Raw genomic sequence first — 18,914 nt, 5'->3', positions numbered from 1 at the left:
CAGCGTTCGTCCTGAGCCAGGATCAAACTCTCCGTAAAAAAATACAGACCCAACACCCGAAGGCATCAGACCGAGTTGATTCTGACTGTTGACTGTCTACTGACAATCTTCAATCCAAAAGGAATTGCATCATGACCTGAACAACCGAAGCTGCCCAGGCACGAGGTCAATCAATAAATTGGCATTGACAATGTGCACGCTGTTGAGTTCTCAAGGACCAGACGCACTCCCCCGCTCGACACCCGAAGATGCTCCGCCAGAGAGGCTGGTGAATCCGCTGCCCGGGGAAGAACCGTGGCGGACAAGATCCCCGGGTAAACCCAGTGACCGTCTCAGCCGTTCCGTTCTCCGCCGCCGTGGCAACGAGAGGTAACACTACACAGGCTCCGGGGGCCTCGCCAACCGTGGTTCCTCCCGGGCGTGTCGGCCCGGGAGTGCCCGTCGGCGCCGGGGCTACTCCGCTGCAGCGAGCTGCCCGCAGGCCCCGTCGATCTCCTTGCCGCGGGTGTCGCGCAGGGTCGTCGGGATGCCCGCGGCGTTGAGCCGGCGGACGAACTCGTCCTGCACGTGCACCTCGGACGAGGTCCACACGGAGCCCGGCGTCGGGTTGAGCGGGATCGGGTTGACGTGCACCCACCCCTTGCCGCGCTTGTTGAGCTTCTCGGCGAGCAGGTCCGCGCGCCAGGCGTGGTCGTTCATGTCCTTGATGAGCGCGTACTCGATCGAGACACGGCGGCCCGTCTTGACGTAGTAGTTGTGCGCGGCGTCGATCGCCTCGTCGGCCTTCCAGCGCGAGTTCACCGGGATGAGCTCGTCGCGGAGCTCGTCATCAGGGGCGTGCAGCGACAGCGCGAAGGTCACCGGGATGTTCTCGTCCGCCAGCTTGAGGATCGCGGGGACCAGCCCGACGGTCGAGATCGTGATGCCACGGGCACTCATCCCGAGGCCGTTCGGCTGCGGCGCGACCATCAGCCGCACGGCGTCCATCACCCGCTTGTAGTTGGCGAGCGGCTCCCCCATGCCCATGAACACGATGTTCGTGACGCGCTCGGCGTCGACGCGGTCCTTGCCGCCCTTGCGGGGATCGCCCCCGAGCTCGCCCGCGGCGATGGCCGCGTTGGCCCGGACGATCTGCTCGATGATCTCGGCGGTGGACATGTTGCGGGTCAGCCCCGCCTGGCCGGTGGCGCAGAACGGGCAGTTCATGCCGCAGCCGGCCTGCGACGAGACGCAGAGCGTGATGCGACCCGGGTACCGCATGAGCACCGACTCGACCAGGGCGCCGTCGTGCAGCTTCCACAGGAACTTGATCGTGTCGCCGTTGTCCGTCGCCAGCCGCCGGGTCTCGGTCAGCAGGGGCGGCAGCATCCCGGCGACGAGCTGCTCGCGCTGGGCGGCCGGCAGGTCGGTCATCTTGTCCGGGTCGGACGTGTAGTGCGTGAAGTAGTGGGTCGCGAGCTGCTTCGCGCGGAAGCCCGGCAGACCGAGTTCCTTGACGCGGGCCTCGCGCTCCTCGGCCGTCAGGTCGGCCAGGTGCACGGGCGGCTTGCCGCGCTTCGGCGACGCGAACTGCAGCAGCGGACGGCCGTCGGTGTCGGTCGCCTGCTTCCAGCCCTCGGTGCGCGGGCGCACCTGCGGACGAGCAGACTGCTGCTGTTCGAACGGGGTACGGGTGTCGGAAGCCATCAGGCCAGGATACGGGAGGCCCGTGACACGTCGGTGCCGGACCCTCCGGTGGCCGGGATGGTCACCGTCGACGGCCCCGCCTGCGTCGGATCAGCTGCCGGCGGGCAGCAGGCGCGCGAAGTGGTGCGCGGCAGAGTACATCGGCACGATGTCGACGACCTCGCCCGGGTGCGGTGCCTGCAGCACGAGCCCCTGGCCGAGGTACAGCCCGACGTGGTCCTCGTCGTCGTACACGACCATGTCGCCGGGCAGCGCCTCGGACTCGGGGATCGTCGTCGCCGCGGCGTCCTGCGTCGGGACGTAGTGCACGAGCGGGATGCCGACCGCGGCGTACGCGACCATCGTCAGGCCGGAGCAGTCGATGCCCTCGTGGCTCGCGCCGCCCTCGACGTACGGGTCCCCCATGTACTGCAGGGCGGTCTCGACGATGGTGGCGCGGTCGCCGCCGGCGGACAGCGCCGCCGACAGGGCCGACTGCGCCTGGGCCGTCGTCACCCCGAAGCGCAGGTCGAGCGTCGGGTACGAGACGACCGTGGTCGTGGTGGTCATGCCGTCGGTCGTGACGACGGGGACCTTGACGTCGTGCGCCACGGTGAAGGTCTGCGCGGCCTGCGAGGTCGTCGTGCCCTGCTGCGTCTCCGCCGGGGTCGCCGCGTTCGCCGGCACGGCCAGCGTCAGGCTCGAGGTCACGGCGATCGCCGGTGCGAGCAGGATCGCGGCACGCTTGGCGTTCGCGGTGCGGCGGATGTGCCGCGGGTCGACGGCCCGCTCGGCACGCAGGACGGCCTTCCGGCTCAGCACGGCCGCACCGGCGCTCGAGGCGACTGGTCGCGGATGCGGCTGCATCCGGACGGTGCGGGTCGGCTTCGGGTGCTCCACGAACGTGGCCCGGGCAGCAGCGGGACCGAGGGCCGAGCGACGACCACGGGGACGGGACGGCTGCGGCTGCGGTGACGCCGGAGCGGGTTCCACCGCGGTGTGCGGGGTCCCTCGCGAGGGCTGTCGGTCTTCGGCTGCTGCAGGCAGGGCGTGGCGTCCCATGGGTCCTTCCGGGTCGGGACCGCTGGACGATCCGGAAAGTAACGTATTGGTCACGGGGCGGATCGAGGCTGGGCAGTCCCGGAGTGTTCCTGCGGCTCGTCACAGGAACGGGCGATCCTCGCAGGTCGCTCAGATGCGGCGGATCCGCGCCCGGGGGCCCGAGGACCCGGCCTCAGATGGACGCGACCCGCATGACGGCGGCGATCCGGGCCTCCCGGTCGGACGAAAGGCGGTCGAGGCGAGCCGCCAGCGCCACGACGGACGCGTCGACCGGGGCGTCCCCCGAGATGTCCCCCGACACCGGGACGCCGGCACGGACCGCGAGCGGCAGCACGCCGGCCCAGACCGTGTGGTCCTCGCCGTCGTCCGCGGCCTCGCCGTTGCCCTGGAACCGGACCTTCACGCTCGCCCGGTCGAGGGGCAGCTGCAGGACCTGGGTGGCGCGGACCTCCTTCGGGGTCATCTCGCGGACCTCGTCGCGGCGGCCGGGCATGAGGTGGTCGGAGACCTGCCAGAGCGCCTCGGTGCGGAGTTCAGGCGGCACGACCGTCGCGGCGCCCGCGATCATCGCGCTGCGGTAGTTCGCCGAGCTGTCGAAGGTCGAGCGGGCGAACACGAGCCCGTCCAGGTGCGTGACCGTCGCTGCGACCTGCACGCCGGTGGCCACTGCTTCGAGGAAGAGGCCGCCGCCGGTCGAGCCGTGCAGCAGCAGGACCGGGCCGGCGCCGAGGTCGCCGACACCGCACAGGAAGGGCAGCACGATCGGGTGGCCGCCGCGGACGAATCCGACGTGGGCGAGGTGGGCCTCGGCGAGGATCGCCCGGAGGACGGCGGGGTCGTCGGACTGGCGCTCGCGGATGCGTCGGACGCGCAGGTCGGGGCCGTCGACGGGGTTCGGGGTGCTCATGCGGGCCACGCTAGGTTCGACAGTGGTCCGGTGCGTGGACCAGATCGAGGTGATCGTGGTGGACCAGTCCGGCAAGACCGCAGGGGTCGTCGCCCGCATCCGACGGATGGTCCACGACGGCACGCTGCGCGAGGGCGATCCGCTGCCGTCGACCCGGGCGTTGGCCGCCGAGCTCGGCGTCGCACGCGGAACGGTCGTCGCCGCCTACGACCAGCTCGACGGCGAGGGCTGGATCCGGACGCGGCACGGTGCGGTGGCGCGGGTCGTCGCGTCGGCTGGCACCGGCGGCGTGGCGAACGTGGGCGGCCGGGGCGGCGCCGTCGGGGACTTGCTGCCAGCGTCGGACCCGGGTGCGACGGCGATGGCCACCGCCCGGGTCATCGACTGCCGCCCCGGGGTCCCCGCCGTCACCGCGATCGCGCAGCGGGACTGGCGCGCGGCCTGGCGGGCGGCGGCCGACGCCCCGCTGCGGAACGCCGTCGCGGACACCCTCGGCACGGTGGAGCTCCGCGCGCAGGTGGTCGCACAGCTCGGCCTGAGCCGCGGGTTCGCTCCGTCGGTCGACCGGGTGCTGCTGACCGCGGGGACCTCCGAGGCGTTGTCGCTCGTCACCGAGGCACTCCGCGTGCACCTCGGTCGCACCCCTGTGTTCGCGGTCGAGGACCCGGGGTACCGGACCGGTCAGCGTGCGGTGCTCAGCGCGGGCGGGACCGTCGTCGGCATCCCGCTCGACGACGACGGGATGGACCTCGACGCCCTGACCGCCGCACCGCCGGTCGACGTCGTGCTCGTCACACCGACGCACCAGTACCCGCTCGGTTCGGTGATGCCGGTGGCGCGACGGCAGCGGCTGCTCGCCTGGGCTGCGGCGACCGGCACGCTCGTGGTCGAGGACGACTACGACTCGGAGTTCCGGCACCGCGGCAGCCCCGTGCCGGCACTCGCGGCACTCGACGCCGAGGGGGTGGTGCTGCACGTCGGCGGGTTCTCGAAGACGCTCGACCCACGGCTGCGCTGTTCCTACGTCGTGCTGCCCGCGACGGCTGGTGTGCTGGTCGGGGCCGGGCCCGTGGCCGGGGTCGCCGACGCGGTGCTCGCTGCCCGTCGTGCCCGCGGCGCGGTCGTCGCCGAGCCCGTGCAGGTCGCGCTCGCGCACCTGCTCCGGACCGGCTCGCTCCGCCGGCACCTCGGCCGGGTCCGGCGCGACTACACGCACCGTCGCGCCCGGATCGCGGCCCGCCTCGACGACGTCGTCGGACTGGAGGCCCGTGCGCTGACCGGCGGACTGCATGCCGTGGTGGTGTGGTCGGGTCCGGCGACGGGGCAGGAGGTCGCGGCGCGGATGGCCGGTGCCGGCGTGCTCGTCTCGACGCTCGAGGAGTACGGGATGGCTCCGGGCAGCACGCCGGCCGGGGTCGTGCTGGGGTACGGGGCGGTGACGGTTCCGGAGCTCGACCGGGCGCTGGACGCGCTGATCGGTGCGGTGGAGCGGGCCGCGACCGTTGCGTGACCCTGGTGCCCGTGGTGCCCCGGTGCGCTCTGGCCGCCGGACGAGTCACGATCAGCCGCCGGACTGAGCGGTCGCGACCACGTTCGAACCGGCCTGCTGGCACGCGGTGTTCAGGGTGCGCCCGACGAGGTCCCACTCCGCACTGTCCTCGAGCGCCGGCCCCGACGTGGGTGCCGGGTGGGCGTCGAGGTACTCGTGCGCGTAGTCGATCGCGTTGTCGAGCCGCTCGTCGCTGCTCGACAGGTGCTCGTACCCGAAGCGCTCCGCCGCGATCAGCGCCTCGTACTGCGCATCGGTCAGGGCACCGCGGGAACGACCGTCCGAGGCGTTCAGGGCGATCGTCGACAGCGCGCTGATCTGCCCGCAGACGGCCGCGGCGCTCCGGTCCTCCTCCATCGGGTCCACCGTGGGGGACGCCGCCGGTGCGTCCACCGCTGCGTCCGCCGATCGAGCACTCGACGAGGTCGGCGTCGGTGTCGACGAGGCGTCGGCGGAGCAGCCGGACAGGGCGAGGGACGCGAGCAGCGCACCGGCGACGACGGGCAGCGCGAGTCGGAGGGAAGCCATACCCGCCATCGTGGCAGCGCCGTGGTCACGCACGGGGCGTCGTGTCGAGATCGAGACCTCGTCGATACCGGATCGTGAGCAGGCGGGGCGAGCCGGTGGTCAGTGCTGCTGCAGGTGTGCGCGAACCTGTGCTTGCACGGCGGCGGCGTCGCGGTGGTCCCAGAGCGCGAAGTGCGTGCCACCCGGCACCGTGACGAGCTCGGCGCCGGGGATCGTCTCGGCAGCGCGGGCGCTGTCGTCGTGTACGACCTCGGTGTCGGCGTCGCCGTGCACCAGGAGCGTCGGGGCCCGGACGGCGCCGAGGTCGAGCGACTCGACGGCCGCGAGCTGGCGCACGTCGTTGTCCCAGCCGGCGCGTCGGGGCCCGGACGCGTTGCCGGTCCGGGCGAGGCCGAGCAGGAACGCCCGCCGCACCGGGTCGGCCAGGACGCCGGCGACGTGTTCCCGCAGGGCCCCACCACGCAGGGTGCTCACGCCGGCCACCGCAGCGCGTGCCGCGGCAGCCGGGGCGATGCGCGCAGCGGCCGACGCCAGACCGGCGCCGAACACCGTGTCGGTCACGAGTCGTTCGGCCGGTCCCGCCGACCCGGGGACCCAGCGACCGGACACCCCGGAGGCGACGGCGAGCGCCCTGGTCCGCTCCGGGTGGCGGACCGCCAGTCGGTACGCGGCCGGTGCGCCACCGGACCAGGCCAGCACACCGACCCGGTCGATGCCGAGGTCGTCGAGGACCCCGGCGAGCTGGTCGGCCTCGTCGTCGATCGTGGAGTGGTCGGCGTCGAGCCAGGTGCCGAGGTAGCCCGGTCGCGAGACCGTGACCACGCGGAAGTCCTCAGACGGCAGGAACGCCCCCATCAACTCGGCGACGTCGATCCCGCCGGGGCTGCCGTGCAGGACCAGTACGGGGACGCCGGCGTCGGAGCCTCGGGTCGAGAACTCGACGCCACGGGTGACCACTCGGGTCGAAGGGGGCATGGGCCGACGATACTGCTGGCCCCCGTGCGGCGTCGGCGGCGGGGTCAGCGGGCCTCGGGGCGCGCGGAGCCGCGGGTGCTCACGAGGTCGGCGAGGGACGGTTCGGCCTCGTCGGTGGGCACGGCCCAACCACGTCGGGCGGCCTTGCGGACGAGACGGTAGGTGGTGACCTGGACGGGCTCCACCCCGTCGGCGGATTCGTAGTTCGTCATCGTGGTTTTCTCCCTGAATCGCGAGTGTTTCGCTGCAGCCGAAAGTACCCGGACGCCGTACCCCCGGACGGGGGCCTGCGTTCCATGGCCAAAGGCCGGAGGGCGCGCCACGAGGACCCTCGCGCCAGCGGGATTGTTCGCATACAATGCGAACATGCTGATCACCGTCGACCCGACCGCGCGGGCCACCCTCGCCGAACAGGTCGCGTCGCAGATCCGGTACGCGATCGCACGCGGAGACCTCGCGAGCGGGGAACGCCTGCCGTCGGCGCGCGACCTCGCCGCCGCGGTCGACGTCAACATGCACACGGTGCTGCGCGCCTACGCACAGCTGCAGGACGACGGACTGATCGAACTGCGGCGGGGTCGCGGAGCAACGGTCCTGCGATCGGGCAACGCCTCGTTCGACCGGCTGCGCACGCTCGTCGACGAGCTGCGCGACCAGGCCGACACGCTCGGGGTCCCGCTCGACGACCTGTTCACGATGATCAAGGGGGCACGATGACGAACCGACCGATGCACGCAAGGACTCGCCTGGCGGTGGTGGCACCCGGGATGGTGGTGTTGCTGGCTCTGGTGGTCGCAGCACTCCTCGCCGCGCAGACCCTGCCCGACCGCATGGCCGTGCACTTCGGGGCCGACGGCACCGCGGACGGCTGGAGTTCGCCCTGGCCGGTGTTCTGGATCACGCTCGCGGTGACCGCCGGCGCCGTGGCCCTGGCGTTCGCGGCACTGCGGATGCCCGACCGCCGGACCGCCGCCACCCTGGTGCTCGTCGCCAACCTGTTCGCCGGCAGCCTGGGCACCGCTTGGATCGTGCTCGCCGCGACGAACACCGTCGGCGACGGGACGCTGTCCGGCTGGTGGACCGTGCCGTTCCTGGCCGTCAGCGCGGTCATCGCCGCGGTGCCGGTCGTCGCGCTCGTCCGGTCGGCTCCCCCGGTGCCCGCGCACGACGTCGAACCGCTGCGCATCGGGTCGGACACACGGGTCGCGTGGCGCGCCCGCATCGGCAGTCGCTGGTTCGCGGCGCTCGGGGCCGTCGTGGTCGGACTCGGGATCGGCACGGGGCTCGCGATGGCTCCGGCCGACCTCGGTACGGCCGTCGCGTCCGGAGCGGTGCTGTCCGTCGCTGGGCTCTCCGTGCTGGTGCTCGCCCGGGTCGAGCTCACCGTGGACCGGCGTGGGATGCGGCTGACCTCGACCTGGACCCGCATCCCGCTCATGCGCGTCCCGCTCGAGCGGATCGAGTCCTGCGGATGGGAGGACGTCTCGCCCGGACAGTGGGGTGGCTGGGGCTACCGGTTCTCCGGCCGTGGGGTCGCCTACGTGGTGCGGTCGGGGCCGGGCCTCGTGGCAGGGCTCCGCGGCGGGCAGGCACGGATGGTGACGGTGCCGGACGCTGCGGGCGGGGCCGCGGCCCTGGGCGCGCTGCTCGCCCACCGCACGCCGGCCTGACGGGGCTGCGCCGGGCCTCCCGGTCGGGGTGGTGATGCCACGAGTCTCGGGTGAGGCGACAGTCCTCGCACTGCGGAGCCCGAGAGGTGTCGCTCAGCCCGAGACTCGGGGCGAGCTCGCGCCGCAGGCGGTCAGAGGCTCGTCATGCCGCCGTCGACGCGGAACTCGGCGCCCGTCGCGTAGGACGACTCCGCGCTGGCCAGGTAGACCATGATCCCGGTGACGTCGTCGGGGGTCCCGGGGCGACCGAGGGGCGTGCGGGCGACGATCGCGGCCCGCGCTTCGGGGTCGCCGGAGATCGCCGAGACGAGGCCGGTCTCGGTGTAGCCCGGTACGACGGTGTTCACCCGGATGCCGTCCCGCGCGTAGGCCATCGCGGTCGCACGGACGAGCGCGTGGATGCCGCCCTTGGTCGACGAGTAGGCCGCGAAGTCCGCACCCTCGCCGTTCAGCCCGGTGGGTGAGCCCGTCGCGATGATCGACCCGCCGCCGCCGGCCGCGAGCATCGCCCGGACGGCGTGCTTCACGGTCAGGAACGTGCCCGTCAGGTTGACCGCGACCGTGCGGTTCCAGGTGTCGAGCGAGACGTCCGCGACCCGGGCGTCGTGGCCGAACAGTTGCACGCCGGCGTTCGCGACGACCACGTCCGGCGTCAGATCGCGCTCCGCGAGGGCGGCGAACCCCGCTGCGACGCTGGTCTCGTCGGCGATGTCCACGGTGAGCGGCAGCGCGAGCGAGCCGGCTGCCGCTGCTGCGGTGCCCGCCGCCGTCGCGTCACGGTCGGCGTAGACCACGCGTGCGCCCTCGGCGACGAACCGGTCCGCGATCGCACGGCCGATGCCGGAGCCCGCCCCCGTGACGAGTGCGGTCCTGTGGTCGAGTCGTGCGGTCATGCGGGAGCTCCGTCCTGGGAGCGTCGTCGCTCCACGGACCCATCATTGCCCAACCGGTTGACCGGTGGTAGTCATGAGCCATGACTGCGGTGTCGATGGGTGCGTGGCGGTTCACGCTGCGCGGTGCCGAGCTCGCCGACCTGGCGTACGACGGCGAACCGGTGTTGCGGGCGATCCGGTTCGTGACGCGTGACCACGACTGGCGCACCGCCGACGACACCGTGCTCGCTCGGACGCTGCCCTCCGGCACGGGCAGCCGCGGGCGCCTGCGCATCGAGGCCAGCGCCCGCTACGACGACACCGAGGTGCTCCGGTACACCCTCGAGGTCACCGTCGACGGCCCCATCCTGCGCGTCGACGCGACCGGCACCACGACGACGCCGTTCCGCCGCAACCGCATCGGCCTGGTCGTGCTCCACCCGCCGACCCTCGCCGGCGTGCCCGTCACCGCGCGGCACCCGTCCGGCACGGTCACCGAGGCGGCGTTCCCGACCTGGATCGCGCCGCACCAGCCGGCCGCCGATCTGTCCGGGCTGGACTGGTCGACGGGTCGGGTCGCGCTGTCGCTCGACCTGGCTGGCGACGTGTTCGAGACGGAGGACCAGCGCAACTGGACCGACGCCTCGTTCAAGACCTACTCGACGCCGCTGTCCGAGCCGTTCCCCGTCGCGCTCGACGCGGGCTCCGTGGTCCACCAGTCGCTCACGTTGCGCGCGACGACGGACGATCGACCGGGAGGCACGGCCTCCCCCGCCCCGGACCTCGCGTTCCTGGACGGGCCGGCTCCCACCGCCGTGGTCGCCCCGCCGCCGACGCTCCAGCTGCTCGCTGCGTCGGCCCCTGCCGCTGCACGCCCGGCCGCGGTGCCGCTCGGCGTGCCCGTCCTGGTCGAACCCGTGCTCGGCGATCCGAACGTCGGGGCGGTGCTGGCGTCAGCTCGGCTCGATGCGGGTGGCGGGCCGCTCGACGTCCGGTTCGTGACCGACGACCCGGACGTGCTGCGTGCCGCGATCGACGACGTGCTCGACTCGGGCGCGGTCGTGCGGATCGGCGCGTTCGACCCGACCTCGCACGTGACGACCCCGGCGCTGCAGCAGGCCCTGCGTGACGCCGCGGCTGCTGTGGGCGACCTCGAGGTCGTGGCGGGCACCCGCGCGCACTTCACGGAGCTGAACCGGACCGTCGACCTGTTCCGCGACTGGGACGGGCCCCTGACGTTCAGCGTGACGCCGCAGATGCACGACCGGTCGCCCGAACAGGTGACCGAGTCGGTCCGGATGCAGCGCTGGGTGGTGATGAGCGCCTCCCGGCTGGCCGCCGGCAGGGCGCTCCACGTCGGACCGGTGACGCTGCGGCCACGGTTCAACGCGGTGGCGACGTCCGCGCGCCCGTCGGTGACCGACGCGTCGCTCGAGGCCGGGTACGGGCCGCACTTCGTGGTGGACGCGACCGATCCGGCGCAGCACTCGGCGGCGGCGCGGGCGTGGTTCGCGGCGTCCGTGGAGGCGCTGACGGTACCGGGGGTCGTCTCGATCACCCTCGCCGAGGCCTGGGGACCCCGCGGCGGGCCGTTGCCGGGGTAGCGGGTGGTGAGTACCGCGAAAGCGACAGATTCCCGCCGATGGTCGGCGGGAATCTGTCGCTCTGGCGGATCAGACGAAAGTCAGCGGCGGACGGCGTCGATCTTGAGCATCTTGGCGATGACGCTGTCGAGCTCGCTGTCGTCGAAGACCTGCTTCCAGTCCTCCTTGATGAGCTTCTCGCGGCCGTAGCCCATGGCGATGTGGCAGGCGTCCGAGAACGGGTTCGAGCCGCGCAGGCCGTTGGTCAGCGCGATCCAGGTGTGGCCGTAGAGCATGGCGCGGGCGGCCTCGCGGGGCACGCCGACACCGGTGACGGTCTCCTCGAGGGCGTCGTTGAGGAAGTCGCCGATCATGCAGGCGATCGTCTCGACCAGGGTCGGCTCGAGCACTGCGAGCTGCTTCACGGTGACCCAGTGCACCTGGATGACGGGGGCGTACATGGTGGTGATGACGGCCTCGGCGATCGCCTTGGCGGAGTCGTCCGGGTCACCGAGGGACTCGGACGCGTCGAAGGCCGCGATGACCTCCTGCGGGGCGGCGATGCCCCCGAAGGTGTCGTCCCACTCGGCTTTGGTGGTGCGCTCGAGGAACACCGACGGGTGGCACGGGTGCGCCACGGCGTAGTGGATGTCCTCGCGCTTGGCGAGCAGTCCGGCGTAGGCGGCGGCCGGGTCGAGCGTCAGGATGCTGGCGCCGGACTTCATGACCGGGACGAGCTGCTCCGAGATGGTGCCGAGCAGGACGTCCGGCACGGCGAGGATGACCACGTCGGCGACCTTGGCAGCCTCGACGCTGTCGGTGAGTGACCGGCCGAGGGCCTGGATGCGCTCCTGGCCGGCGGGCGAGGCCTCGCTGTAGAGCGTCGTGTACTCGCTCTTCGCGAAGTTGTTCGAGACGCGGGTGCCCATCTTGCCGCCGGCACCGATCACGGCGACGGTGACGTCGGCCGTACCGGATCCGGCAGCGACGGTGTGGGGGGTGGTGACGGTGTCGGTCATGATTCCTTGCTCCTGATGTGCTCGATGGTGTGTTCGGTCCACGCCGCCTCGATGCGGGTGGTGGTCTGTGCGGGCGTCTCGCCCGGTCGGGGGTCGGCGCCCGCGTGCTCGTCCTGCCAGGGCAGCCAGAACTCGATGACGCGGCTGATCCCGCGGGTGTCGGGGTCGATCGCGGCGCGGACGGCGTCGTGGTCGATGACACCGGTGCCCATCGGGACGCCGGTGTACTGAAACCCGACCCACCCCGGCGACCGGGTGAACCCGGAGTCCTTGACGTGCCAGTTGACGACGTGCGGAGCGGTCATCGCGACGACGTCGGCGGGGTGTTCGAGCCGTGCGACGGTGTTCGCCGGGTCCAGGCAGATGCCGAGGTGGTCGGAGCCGATCGTCTGCACGACCGCGACGAGGTCGGCGGTGGCGACGACCTCGTAGGTCTCCAGGGCGAGTGTCACCCCGGCCGCCTCGTAGGCGGGCAGCGCCTGACGCAGACGGCGTTCGGTCTCCGCGGCGTCCGGCTGGTCGTCGCCACTCGTCCACATCGACCGGACGAGCGTCGCACCGAGCACCTGCGCGACGTGCAGGTACCGAGCGAGGTGCGCCGGGTCGGTGCCGCGGGTGCCGACCTCGAGCGTGAGCCCGAGATCGTCGGCCAGCGACCGGATCGCGGCCAGCCGGTCGTCCGACGCGGTGTCGAGCGGCAGGTGGTCGCAGATCTGGAACAGGTCGACACCGTCGTGGGCCGCGGCGTCGCGCAGGGCGTCGTCGAGGGACAGCGGTGCCGGCACGCGGTCGGACATGCGCCAGGTGTAGGCGTAGGTGGAGAGACCGAGCAGGGAGGTCACGCCGGTGCTCCGTCCTGCGTCGCGGCCAGCGCCTCGGCTTCGTCGAGGATGGTGCGGATCGCCTCGGGGTCGTGGGCGAAGCGGCCGAGGAACAGGCCACCGATACGGCCCTGTCCCCGGGTGAGCAGACCAGGCCCGGCGCTGCCGCCGTAGATGACGACCGAACCGGCGAGTTCCGGGCGGTTCGCCAGGTGCTGCTCGATGCCCGCGAGCACCGCGACGATGTGCTCGTCGGGAGCGGGCTGCGGTGCGCCGATGGCCCAGACCGGCTCGTAGGCGGCGATGACCGGCCCGGCGAGCCCGTCGGCTACCGCCGTCGCGACGAAGCGGTCGAGCTGCGCGGTGACCTCGGCGACGGCAGCGGACGGGTCGCCGTCGGCCGCGCGGTCGGTCTCACCGATGCAGATGAGGGGACGCAGGCCGTTGCGGAAGGCGGCGTGCACCTTGCCGGCGATGTCCTGGTCGGACTCGTGGAACAGGGACCGGCGTTCGGCGTGCGCGATCTCGACCAGGTCGACCCCGACCTCGCGGAGTTCGCGGCCGGACACCTCACCCGTGAAGGCGCCCTCGTCGGCCCACGCCAGGTCCTGCGCGCCGAGGAGCACCGGGGTGCGCTCGAGCACGGCGTGCACCGGCACGAGCGACGGGAACGTCGGGATGACGAAGAGTTCGACGGCGCCGGACTGCACCGCCGGGTGGGTCCGGGCGATGTCGGCCACGGCGGCCGCCCACTCGAGCGTCCGGGCGTGCCCGAAGTACATCTTGAGCGACACCCCGATCGTGATCGGGGCCGCCGCCGTGGTCGCCGGCATCAGGCGTCGGTCCCGACCGGGGCCGAACCATCGTAGGAACAGATCGCCGCGACCTTCGCGGCGCTCGCGCTCGTCTGGTCGAACGTGTAGCCCAACCACTCGCGAGCCATCCGGCGTGCGACCTCGACGCCGACGACCCGCTGGCCCATGCAGAGGACCTGGGCGTCATTCGACAGGACCGAACGCTCGACGCTGAACGAGTCGTGCGCCGTGACGGCGCGGATGCCCGGGACCTTGTTCGCCGCGATCGCGACACCGAGTCCGGTGCCGCAGATCAGGATCGCGCGGTCGGCCTCACCGTTCGCCACGAGTCGTGCTGCGTCGACGGCCACGTGCGGGTACGCGGTGTGCCCGTCCGCGTCGACGCCCACGTCGGTGACGCTGACCACGCGCGGGTCCTTCGCGAGGTCAGCCTTGATGATCTCCTTGTAGTCGAACCCGGCGTCGTCCGAGCCGACGACGATGCGGAACTGCTGCTCGGTCATGGGGGCTTCCTTACTTCTCGGCCAGCGTCGCGAGGACCGCGGCGGTGATCAGGGCGAACGAGATCGCGCCGGCGTCGGGGGTGCCGACCGCGTCCTCGCCGTGGGTGCGGGCGCGGCCCATCTTCGGCAGCAGGTCAGCGGTCGCGTCGGCGGCCGCCGTCGCCGCGGCGGACGCTGCCGACCAGGCGCGGACCAGGTCGTCGCCGGCCGCGACGCGGTCGGTGAGGACCTGGTCGAACGGGACGATCGCGTCGACCATGGTCTTGTCGCCGGGGACGGCGCCGAACGCGAGGACCGCCTCGGTGGCGGCGTGCACCGCGCTCTGGACCGTGGCGGCGGTCGGACGAGACGCGTCCCCGAGGACGCGACCCAGTGCCTCCAGGGCGGCTCCCCAGATCGCGCCGGACGTGCCACCGGCCTTGTCCGACCAGGCGTCTCCGGCGATGGCCAGGACCCTCCCGGCGCCGGCGCCGCGCGTCACCGCGTCCGAAGCGGCGCGGTCCGCGGCGGTGGAGCCGCGCTGCATGCCGATGCCGTGGTCGCCGTCGCCGGCGACGGCGTCGATGCGACCGAGTTCGTCGGCGTGGTCGTCGATGGTGGTGCGGATGGCCGTGATCGCCTCGGCGACCCGGGCGGCAGACGCCTGCGACGCCTCGGTGCCCGGCGTGACCGGTGCCTGCTCGTCCGCGGCGAGGGCCTCGGGTGCGACCGGCTGTTGCGGGACGGCACCGCCCTTGCGGTACGCGGGGCTGTCGGCGGGCGCGCCCCAGAGCTGCTCGAGTTCGTCGTCGAGCCAGAAGAGCGTCAGCGAGACGCCGGCCATGTCGAAGCTCGTGACGAGTTCGCCGACCTCGGGCTCGACGACGACGGCACCGGCCGCGGTGAGCCCGCGCTGCACGGCGCCGAAGACGACGAAGAGTTCCTCGTACTTGACGCTGCCCAGGCCGTTGAGGATCGGGACGACGCGTGCCCCGTCGACGACGACACCGGATGGCAGCTCGGTGAGCAGCTTGTCGACGAGCAGTTCGGCCAGGCCGTCGGCCGTCGGGACGTCGGCCTCGGCGATGCCCCGCTCGCCGTGGATGCCCATCCCGATGGCCATCCGGCCCTCGGGGACGGTGAAGAGCGGTTCGTCGGCTCCGGGCAACGAGCAGCCGGAGAACGCGACGCCGAAGCTGCGGGTGCGGTCGTTGGCGCGGGTCGCGATCGCGGTGACCGTGTCGAGGTCGTCCCCGCGTTCCGCTGCGGCACCGGCGACCTTGAAGACGCACAGGTCACCGGCGATGCCGCGGCGCTTGTGGGCTTCGGCGCTCGGGGCGGAGGCGACGTCGTCGGTCACCCGCACGGTACGGACGTCGATCCCGCTGTCGGCCAGTGTCCGCGCCGCGGCGTCGAAGTTGAGCACGTCGCCGGCGTAGTTGCCGTAGCTCAGCAGCACCCCGCCGCCGTGCTCGGACGCCTTCGCGACCGCCGTGACCTGCTGGGCGCTCGGGCTGGCGAAGAGGTTCCCCATCGCAGCGCCGGCTGCCAGGCCGTGCCCGACGAGTCCGCCGAACGCCGGGTAGTGGCCGGAGCCACCGCCGACGACGAGCGCGACGGTCCCCTCGGGGCTGGTGGTCGAGCGGGCGACGCCGCCGTGGACCTTGCGGACCCGGGCCTGGTTCGCGGCCACGAAGCCGTCGACCATCTCGTCGGCGAAGTCGGCCGGGTCGTTGAACAGGCGGGTCATGCGTGGCTCTCCTGGGTCGTGGTCGTCGTGGCCTGCGCCGCAGCGTCGGCGTCGCGTCGTTCGTTCCGCTTGGTGTTCCGTCCGAGCACGAACATCAGCACGCTCGACAGCACCATGAAGAAGCCGACGATGAACATCGGGACCTGGTAGCCGCCGGTCCACCCGCTGACGACGCCCGTGATGTACGGGGCGGCGAACCCGCCGAGGTTGCCGATCGTGTTGATGAGCGCGACCCCAGCGGCCGCGGCGGCACCGGTCAGGAACTGCGTCGGCACGGTCCAGAAGTTCGGCAGCGCGGCGAAGATCGCGCAGGCGGTGACCGCGATGACGGCGATCGTGGCGGCCGGGCTGTTCATGTAGAGCGCGACCGGGATGCTCAGGCCGCCGACGAGCGCGGGGACGGCGATGTGCCAGACCCGGACGCCACGGCGGAAGGCGTCACGCGACCAGAAGTACAGGACGACCGCGGCGGGGACGTACGGGATCGCCGTGATCATGCCCTTCTGGAACAGGTCGAACGTGGTGCCGAACTGCTCCTGGAAGCCGTCGATGATGGTCGGCAGGAAGAAGCTCAGTGCGTAGAGGCCGTAGATGAAGCCGAAGTAGACCGCAGCGAGCATCCAGACGCGGCCGGAACCGAAGGCTGCACGGAGACCGCCCTTGGCGTGCCCGTCTCCCCCGCCCTTGGCCTTGTTCTCGGCGGCGAGGGCACCCTCGAGCCAGACCTTCTCGTCCTCGTCGAGCCACTTCGCCTGCGACGGCTTGTCCTTGAGCACGAAGAGGCACAGGACGCCGACGATGATCGCCGGGATCGAGACGCACAGGAACATGAAGCGCCAGCCGGCCAGGCCACCGAGCATGCCCTCGTGGGTCATCAGCCAGCCGGCGAGCGGGGAGCCGATGACGCTCGTCAGGGGCTGGGCCAGGTAGAACAGCGCGAGCATCTTGCCGCGGTGCCGGGCGGGCACCCACGTCGACAGGAACAGGATCGCGCCGGGGAAGAAGCCGGCCTCGGCGATGCCGAGCAGGAAGCGCAGCCCGACGAGCTGCGGGTAGTTCTGCACCCACGTGAAGAGCAGCGAGACGATGCCCCACGTGATCATGATGCGCGCGAGCCAGATCCGCGCGCCGAACTTGTGCAGCGCCAGGTTGGAGGGCACCTCGAGCACGAGGTAGCCGATGAAGAACACGCCGGAGGCGAACCCGAACTGGGCGGCGGTCAGACCGAGGTCCGCCTCCATGCCGTTCGGGGCCGCGAAGGAGATCGCGGTGCGGTCGAGGAAGTTGATGAAGAACATCAGTGCCACGAACGGCACGATGCGGATCGCGATCTTGCGGATGGCCGTCTTCTCGACGACCGAGGTGGGGATGCCTCGCGTGGCGGGGATGTCCACGATGACTCCTGCTCGGTGGGGGTGGTACGACTCCGACCCGTGCTGCTGCGCCCGGACGGAGCGGGCGCATCGGTGCGCCTGGTCCAGTGTGCGGATTCGAATCCGACTTGTCAACCGGTTGACCAAACCGGCCCGAGTGCCTCGAAGCCCAACCGGTTGACCGAACGGTACGCTCACTGCATGCCCGCGTTCAGCCCGGACGATCCCCTCAACATCCGACTCGAACTCGAGTCCGTGCCCGCGGGGTCGCCCGCCTCCGAGGTCGCCCGACAGCTCGTGTCCCTGCTCACCGCGGGTGAGCTGGCCCCCGGTTCGCGACTGCCGTCCGAGCGGATCCTGGCTGAGCGGCTCGGTGTCGGCCGCTCCGCCGTGCGCGAGGCGCTGGCGGCCCTCGAGATCCTGGGGATCGTGCAGATCCGGCCCGGCTCGGGCACGTACCTGCAGGGCGGCACCTCGGACCTGCTGCCGACGACGCTGTCGTGGGGCCTCATGCTCGCCTCGAACCGCACCCGCGAGCTGCTCGAGGTCCGGTCATCGCTCGAGCGCACGGTCGCGATCCTCGCCGCGCAGCGCGCCACGCCCGAGCAGGTCGCGGAGCTCGGCGAGTACCTCGTCCGGCAAGAGGCCACGCTCGACGACCCCGAGGCCTTCATCGACGCCGACGTCCGCTTCCACGTCCTGCTCGCCCGCGCCGCGGGGAACGACGTGCTCGGCGACCTGCTGCAGAGCCTGCGCTCGATGCTCAGCGTGTGGGTCGGCCGCCGCGTGCAGACCCGCCAGGCCACCGAGGCCGCCTACGACGAACACCGCGCGATCTACGAGGCACTCCGGGCCGGCGACGTGCCCGCCGTGCAGCGGGCGATGGACGAGCACATGGCCACGGCGAGCGCCCGCATCGAGAACGCGGAGCCCATCCCTCCCGCCGAGTAGCGGGGCGCGTGCGCGCGGGGCGTGCGCGGCGCGTGCGCGGGGCGCGCGGGGCGTGCGCTTCGTGAGCAGAAATGGTCGGGTCCGTGACGGCGACCCGACATCTTCTGCTCACGATCGGGCGGCCGGGAGGCGCGGTGCGGGCCCGGCTCGCACCGTGCGATGTTGCCGGGGCGGCAACAGGGCTTGGGTCGGGCCCGGTAGGGGCGCTGGAGTGGGCAGATGCATGCACACGAGACCACCACCGATGGCGTCGGCTCCCCCACCGCCTCGGCCCGCGACTGGTGGGAGCAGCGGTACGCCGAGCGGGACGGGATCTGGTCGGGCCGGGTGAACGCGGTGGTGGCCGACGTCGCCGGGGTGCTGCCGACGGGGCGTACGCTCGACCTCGGCTGCGGTGAGGGCGGCGACGTCGTCTGGCTCGCCGAGCAGGGTTGGGACGCGCTGGGGGTCGACCTGTCGGTGACGGCGATCGAGCGCGGTTCGCGGGAGTCCGTGTCGGCCGGGGTCGAGGAACGGGCCGCGTTCGTCGCCGCCGACCTCGCCACGTGGGAGACGGCTGCGCGCTTCGACCTGGTGACGGCATCGTTCCTGCAGTCGTGGCCGGTGGAGATCCCCCGCGCAGAGATCCTGCGGCGGGCGACCGGGTTCGTCGGCGTCGGCGGGCACCTGCTCGTGACCGCGCACGCTGCCCCACCGCACGACGACCTGCCGGCAGAGCTGCGGGAGTACCGGTTCCCGACGCCCGACGAGGACCTGACGGCCCTGCAGCTCGACGGCTCGTGGGACGTCGTCGCCGCCGAACTCCGGCCGCGCACCGCGACGGCTCCCGACGGCGACCCGCACGAGGTCCTCGACAGCGTGGTGCTGGTCCGCCGCGCGCGCTGACGACGGC

19 protein-coding genes are annotated in these 18,914 nt (G+C 72.4%); 6 read left to right on the top strand and 13 right to left on the bottom strand.

Annotation, left to right across the window (positions count from 1 at the left end):
• Positions 1–453: 453 nt before the first annotated feature.
• The 3 genes from rlmN to GVL05_RS06130 all read right to left on the bottom strand — a co-directional run bounded on the left by rlmN (position 454) and on the right by GVL05_RS06130 (position 3,634).
• Positions 454–1,686, bottom strand: coding sequence for a 23S rRNA (adenine(2503)-C(2))-methyltransferase RlmN (gene rlmN / locus GVL05_RS06140; protein ID WP_111086542.1), 1,233 nt, complete (start codon positions 1,684–1,686; stop codon positions 454–456).
• Positions 1,687–1,776: 90 nt separating this feature from the next.
• Positions 1,777–2,727 (bottom strand): C40 family peptidase, encoded by a 951-nt coding sequence (locus GVL05_RS06135; RefSeq protein ID WP_159572242.1) that lies wholly within the window; start codon positions 2,725–2,727, stop codon positions 1,777–1,779.
• A gap of 172 nt (positions 2,728–2,899) precedes the next feature.
• Positions 2,900–3,634 carry a pyridoxamine 5'-phosphate oxidase family protein gene (locus tag GVL05_RS06130; protein ID WP_159572239.1) on the bottom strand — a complete coding sequence of 245 codons (735 nt, stop codon included), beginning with the start codon at positions 3,632–3,634 and terminating at the stop codon, positions 2,900–2,902.
• A gap of 34 nt (positions 3,635–3,668) precedes the next feature.
• Here GVL05_RS06130 and GVL05_RS06125 point away from each other — a divergent pair, with 34 nt between their 5' ends.
• Positions 3,669–5,144: a PLP-dependent aminotransferase family protein gene (locus GVL05_RS06125; protein ID WP_159572236.1), complete on the top strand. Its 1,476-nt coding sequence runs from the start codon at positions 3,669–3,671 to the stop codon at positions 5,142–5,144.
• Between the two features lie 51 nt (positions 5,145–5,195).
• Here the strand turns inward: GVL05_RS06125 and GVL05_RS06120 are convergent, their stop codons facing one another.
• The 3 genes from GVL05_RS06120 to GVL05_RS06110 form a co-directional block, all read right to left on the bottom strand.
• The gene (locus tag GVL05_RS06120; protein ID WP_159572233.1) at positions 5,196–5,711 is read right to left on the bottom strand and encodes a hypothetical protein; all 516 of its coding nucleotides are present in this window, start codon (positions 5,709–5,711) and stop codon (positions 5,196–5,198) included.
• A 99-nt stretch (positions 5,712–5,810) separates the two neighbouring features.
• Complete coding sequence (locus tag GVL05_RS06115) at positions 5,811–6,686, bottom strand: alpha/beta fold hydrolase (protein ID WP_123338382.1); 876 nt, start codon at positions 6,684–6,686, stop codon at positions 5,811–5,813.
• Between the two features lie 44 nt (positions 6,687–6,730).
• Positions 6,731–6,898, bottom strand: coding sequence for a hypothetical protein (locus tag GVL05_RS06110; protein ID WP_159572230.1), 168 nt, complete (start codon positions 6,896–6,898; stop codon positions 6,731–6,733).
• 154 nt (positions 6,899–7,052) lie between these two features.
• On the opposite strand from GVL05_RS06110, the gene GVL05_RS06105 reads away from it, so the two are divergent.
• Entirely contained in the window at positions 7,053–7,403 is a 351-nt protein-coding gene (locus GVL05_RS06105) for a GntR family transcriptional regulator (RefSeq protein WP_111086536.1), read from the top strand.
• An 11-nt stretch (positions 7,404–7,414) separates the two neighbouring features.
• Positions 7,415–8,356, top strand: coding sequence for a DUF1648 domain-containing protein (locus GVL05_RS06100; protein ID WP_159572213.1), 942 nt, complete (start codon positions 7,415–7,417; stop codon positions 8,354–8,356).
• A 131-nt stretch (positions 8,357–8,487) separates the two neighbouring features.
• Here GVL05_RS06100 and GVL05_RS06095 read toward each other — a convergent pair whose 3' ends face one another.
• Positions 8,488–9,249, bottom strand: coding sequence for an SDR family NAD(P)-dependent oxidoreductase (locus GVL05_RS06095; RefSeq protein WP_159572210.1), 762 nt, complete (start codon positions 9,247–9,249; stop codon positions 8,488–8,490).
• Positions 9,250–9,329: 80 nt separating this feature from the next.
• Between GVL05_RS06095 and GVL05_RS06090 the strand changes: the two genes are divergently transcribed.
• Positions 9,330–10,832 carry a hypothetical protein gene (locus GVL05_RS06090; protein ID WP_159572207.1) on the top strand — a complete coding sequence of 501 codons (1,503 nt, stop codon included), beginning with the start codon at positions 9,330–9,332 and terminating at the stop codon, positions 10,830–10,832.
• 80 nt (positions 10,833–10,912) lie between these two features.
• On the opposite strand, the gene GVL05_RS06085 is transcribed toward GVL05_RS06090, so the two are convergent.
• Genes GVL05_RS06085 through GVL05_RS06060 form a run of 6 tightly spaced genes read right to left on the bottom strand, consistent with a single transcriptional unit; the run spans position 10,913 to position 17,092 of the window.
• Positions 10,913–11,830 carry a phosphogluconate dehydrogenase C-terminal domain-containing protein gene (locus GVL05_RS06085; protein WP_159572204.1) on the bottom strand — a complete coding sequence of 306 codons (918 nt, stop codon included), beginning with the start codon at positions 11,828–11,830 and terminating at the stop codon, positions 10,913–10,915.
• The gene (locus GVL05_RS06080) at positions 11,827–12,672 is read right to left on the bottom strand and encodes a sugar phosphate isomerase/epimerase (RefSeq protein ID WP_159572201.1); all 846 of its coding nucleotides are present in this window, start codon (positions 12,670–12,672) and stop codon (positions 11,827–11,829) included. Before GVL05_RS06080 ends, GVL05_RS06085 begins: the two co-directional genes overlap by 4 nt.
• Complete coding sequence (locus GVL05_RS06075) at positions 12,669–13,484, bottom strand: triose-phosphate isomerase family protein (RefSeq protein WP_159572198.1); 816 nt, start codon at positions 13,482–13,484, stop codon at positions 12,669–12,671. The genes GVL05_RS06080 and GVL05_RS06075 overlap by 4 nt, the downstream gene beginning before the upstream one ends.
• Positions 13,484–13,969: a ribose-5-phosphate isomerase gene (locus tag GVL05_RS06070; RefSeq protein ID WP_159572195.1), complete on the bottom strand. Its 486-nt coding sequence runs from the start codon at positions 13,967–13,969 to the stop codon at positions 13,484–13,486. The genes GVL05_RS06075 and GVL05_RS06070 overlap by 1 nt, the downstream gene beginning before the upstream one ends.
• A 10-nt stretch (positions 13,970–13,979) precedes the next feature.
• The gene (locus GVL05_RS06065) at positions 13,980–15,698 is read right to left on the bottom strand and encodes a dihydroxyacetone kinase family protein (protein ID WP_159572192.1); all 1,719 of its coding nucleotides are present in this window, start codon (positions 15,696–15,698) and stop codon (positions 13,980–13,982) included.
• Positions 15,695–17,092, bottom strand: a complete 1,398-nt coding sequence (locus GVL05_RS06060) for an MFS transporter (RefSeq protein WP_159572189.1) — start codon at positions 17,090–17,092, stop codon at positions 15,695–15,697. The genes GVL05_RS06065 and GVL05_RS06060 overlap by 4 nt, the downstream gene beginning before the upstream one ends.
• Before the next feature lie 180 nt (positions 17,093–17,272).
• Between GVL05_RS06060 and GVL05_RS06055 the strand changes: the two genes are divergently transcribed.
• Both GVL05_RS06055 and GVL05_RS06050 read left to right on the top strand, forming a co-directional pair.
• Positions 17,273–18,022 carry a FadR/GntR family transcriptional regulator gene (locus tag GVL05_RS06055; protein ID WP_111086527.1) on the top strand — a complete coding sequence of 250 codons (750 nt, stop codon included), beginning with the start codon at positions 17,273–17,275 and terminating at the stop codon, positions 18,020–18,022.
• Between the two features lie 219 nt (positions 18,023–18,241).
• Positions 18,242–18,907, top strand: coding sequence for a bifunctional 2-polyprenyl-6-hydroxyphenol methylase/3-demethylubiquinol 3-O-methyltransferase UbiG (locus tag GVL05_RS06050; protein ID WP_159572186.1), 666 nt, complete (start codon positions 18,242–18,244; stop codon positions 18,905–18,907).
• The last annotated feature ends 7 nt before the right edge of the window (positions 18,908–18,914 follow it).

This window comes from Curtobacterium sp. 18060, from assembly GCF_902706105.1.
In the GTDB taxonomy this organism is placed as follows: domain Bacteria; phylum Actinomycetota; class Actinomycetes; order Actinomycetales; family Microbacteriaceae; genus Curtobacterium.
Note: the sequence above shows the minus strand (reverse complement) of the source record. Positions and strands in the feature narration are given on the sequence as shown.

Excerpts from the sequence above, each read along its gene's own strand:
- GVL05_RS06065 (WP_159572192.1), bottom strand. The coding sequence starts at position 15,698 with ATGACCCGCCTGTTCAACGACCCGGCCGACTTCGCCGACGAGATGGTC.
- GVL05_RS06050 (WP_159572186.1), top strand. The coding sequence starts at position 18,242 with ATGCATGCACACGAGACCACCACCGATGGCGTCGGCTCCCCCACCGCC.
- GVL05_RS06055 (WP_111086527.1), top strand. The coding sequence starts at position 17,273 with ATGCCCGCGTTCAGCCCGGACGATCCCCTCAACATCCGACTCGAACTC.
- GVL05_RS06095 (WP_159572210.1), bottom strand. The coding sequence starts at position 9,249 with ATGACCGCACGACTCGACCACAGGACCGCACTCGTCACGGGGGCGGGC.
- GVL05_RS06130 (WP_159572239.1), bottom strand. The coding sequence starts at position 3,634 with ATGAGCACCCCGAACCCCGTCGACGGCCCCGACCTGCGCGTCCGACGC.
- GVL05_RS06100 (WP_159572213.1), top strand. The coding sequence starts at position 7,415 with ATGCACGCAAGGACTCGCCTGGCGGTGGTGGCACCCGGGATGGTGGTG.
- GVL05_RS06110 (WP_159572230.1), bottom strand. The coding sequence starts at position 6,898 with ATGACGAACTACGAATCCGCCGACGGGGTGGAGCCCGTCCAGGTCACC.
- GVL05_RS06090 (WP_159572207.1), top strand. The coding sequence starts at position 9,330 with ATGACTGCGGTGTCGATGGGTGCGTGGCGGTTCACGCTGCGCGGTGCC.
- GVL05_RS06075 (WP_159572198.1), bottom strand. The coding sequence starts at position 13,484 with ATGCCGGCGACCACGGCGGCGGCCCCGATCACGATCGGGGTGTCGCTC.
- GVL05_RS06135 (WP_159572242.1), bottom strand. The coding sequence starts at position 2,727 with ATGGGACGCCACGCCCTGCCTGCAGCAGCCGAAGACCGACAGCCCTCG.
- rlmN (WP_111086542.1), bottom strand. The coding sequence starts at position 1,686 with ATGGCTTCCGACACCCGTACCCCGTTCGAACAGCAGCAGTCTGCTCGT.
- GVL05_RS06115 (WP_123338382.1), bottom strand. The coding sequence starts at position 6,686 with ATGCCCCCTTCGACCCGAGTGGTCACCCGTGGCGTCGAGTTCTCGACC.
- GVL05_RS06120 (WP_159572233.1), bottom strand. The coding sequence starts at position 5,711 with ATGGCTTCCCTCCGACTCGCGCTGCCCGTCGTCGCCGGTGCGCTGCTC.
- GVL05_RS06105 (WP_111086536.1), top strand. The coding sequence starts at position 7,053 with ATGCTGATCACCGTCGACCCGACCGCGCGGGCCACCCTCGCCGAACAG.
- GVL05_RS06070 (WP_159572195.1), bottom strand. The coding sequence starts at position 13,969 with ATGACCGAGCAGCAGTTCCGCATCGTCGTCGGCTCGGACGACGCCGGG.
- GVL05_RS06085 (WP_159572204.1), bottom strand. The coding sequence starts at position 11,830 with ATGACCGACACCGTCACCACCCCCCACACCGTCGCTGCCGGATCCGGT.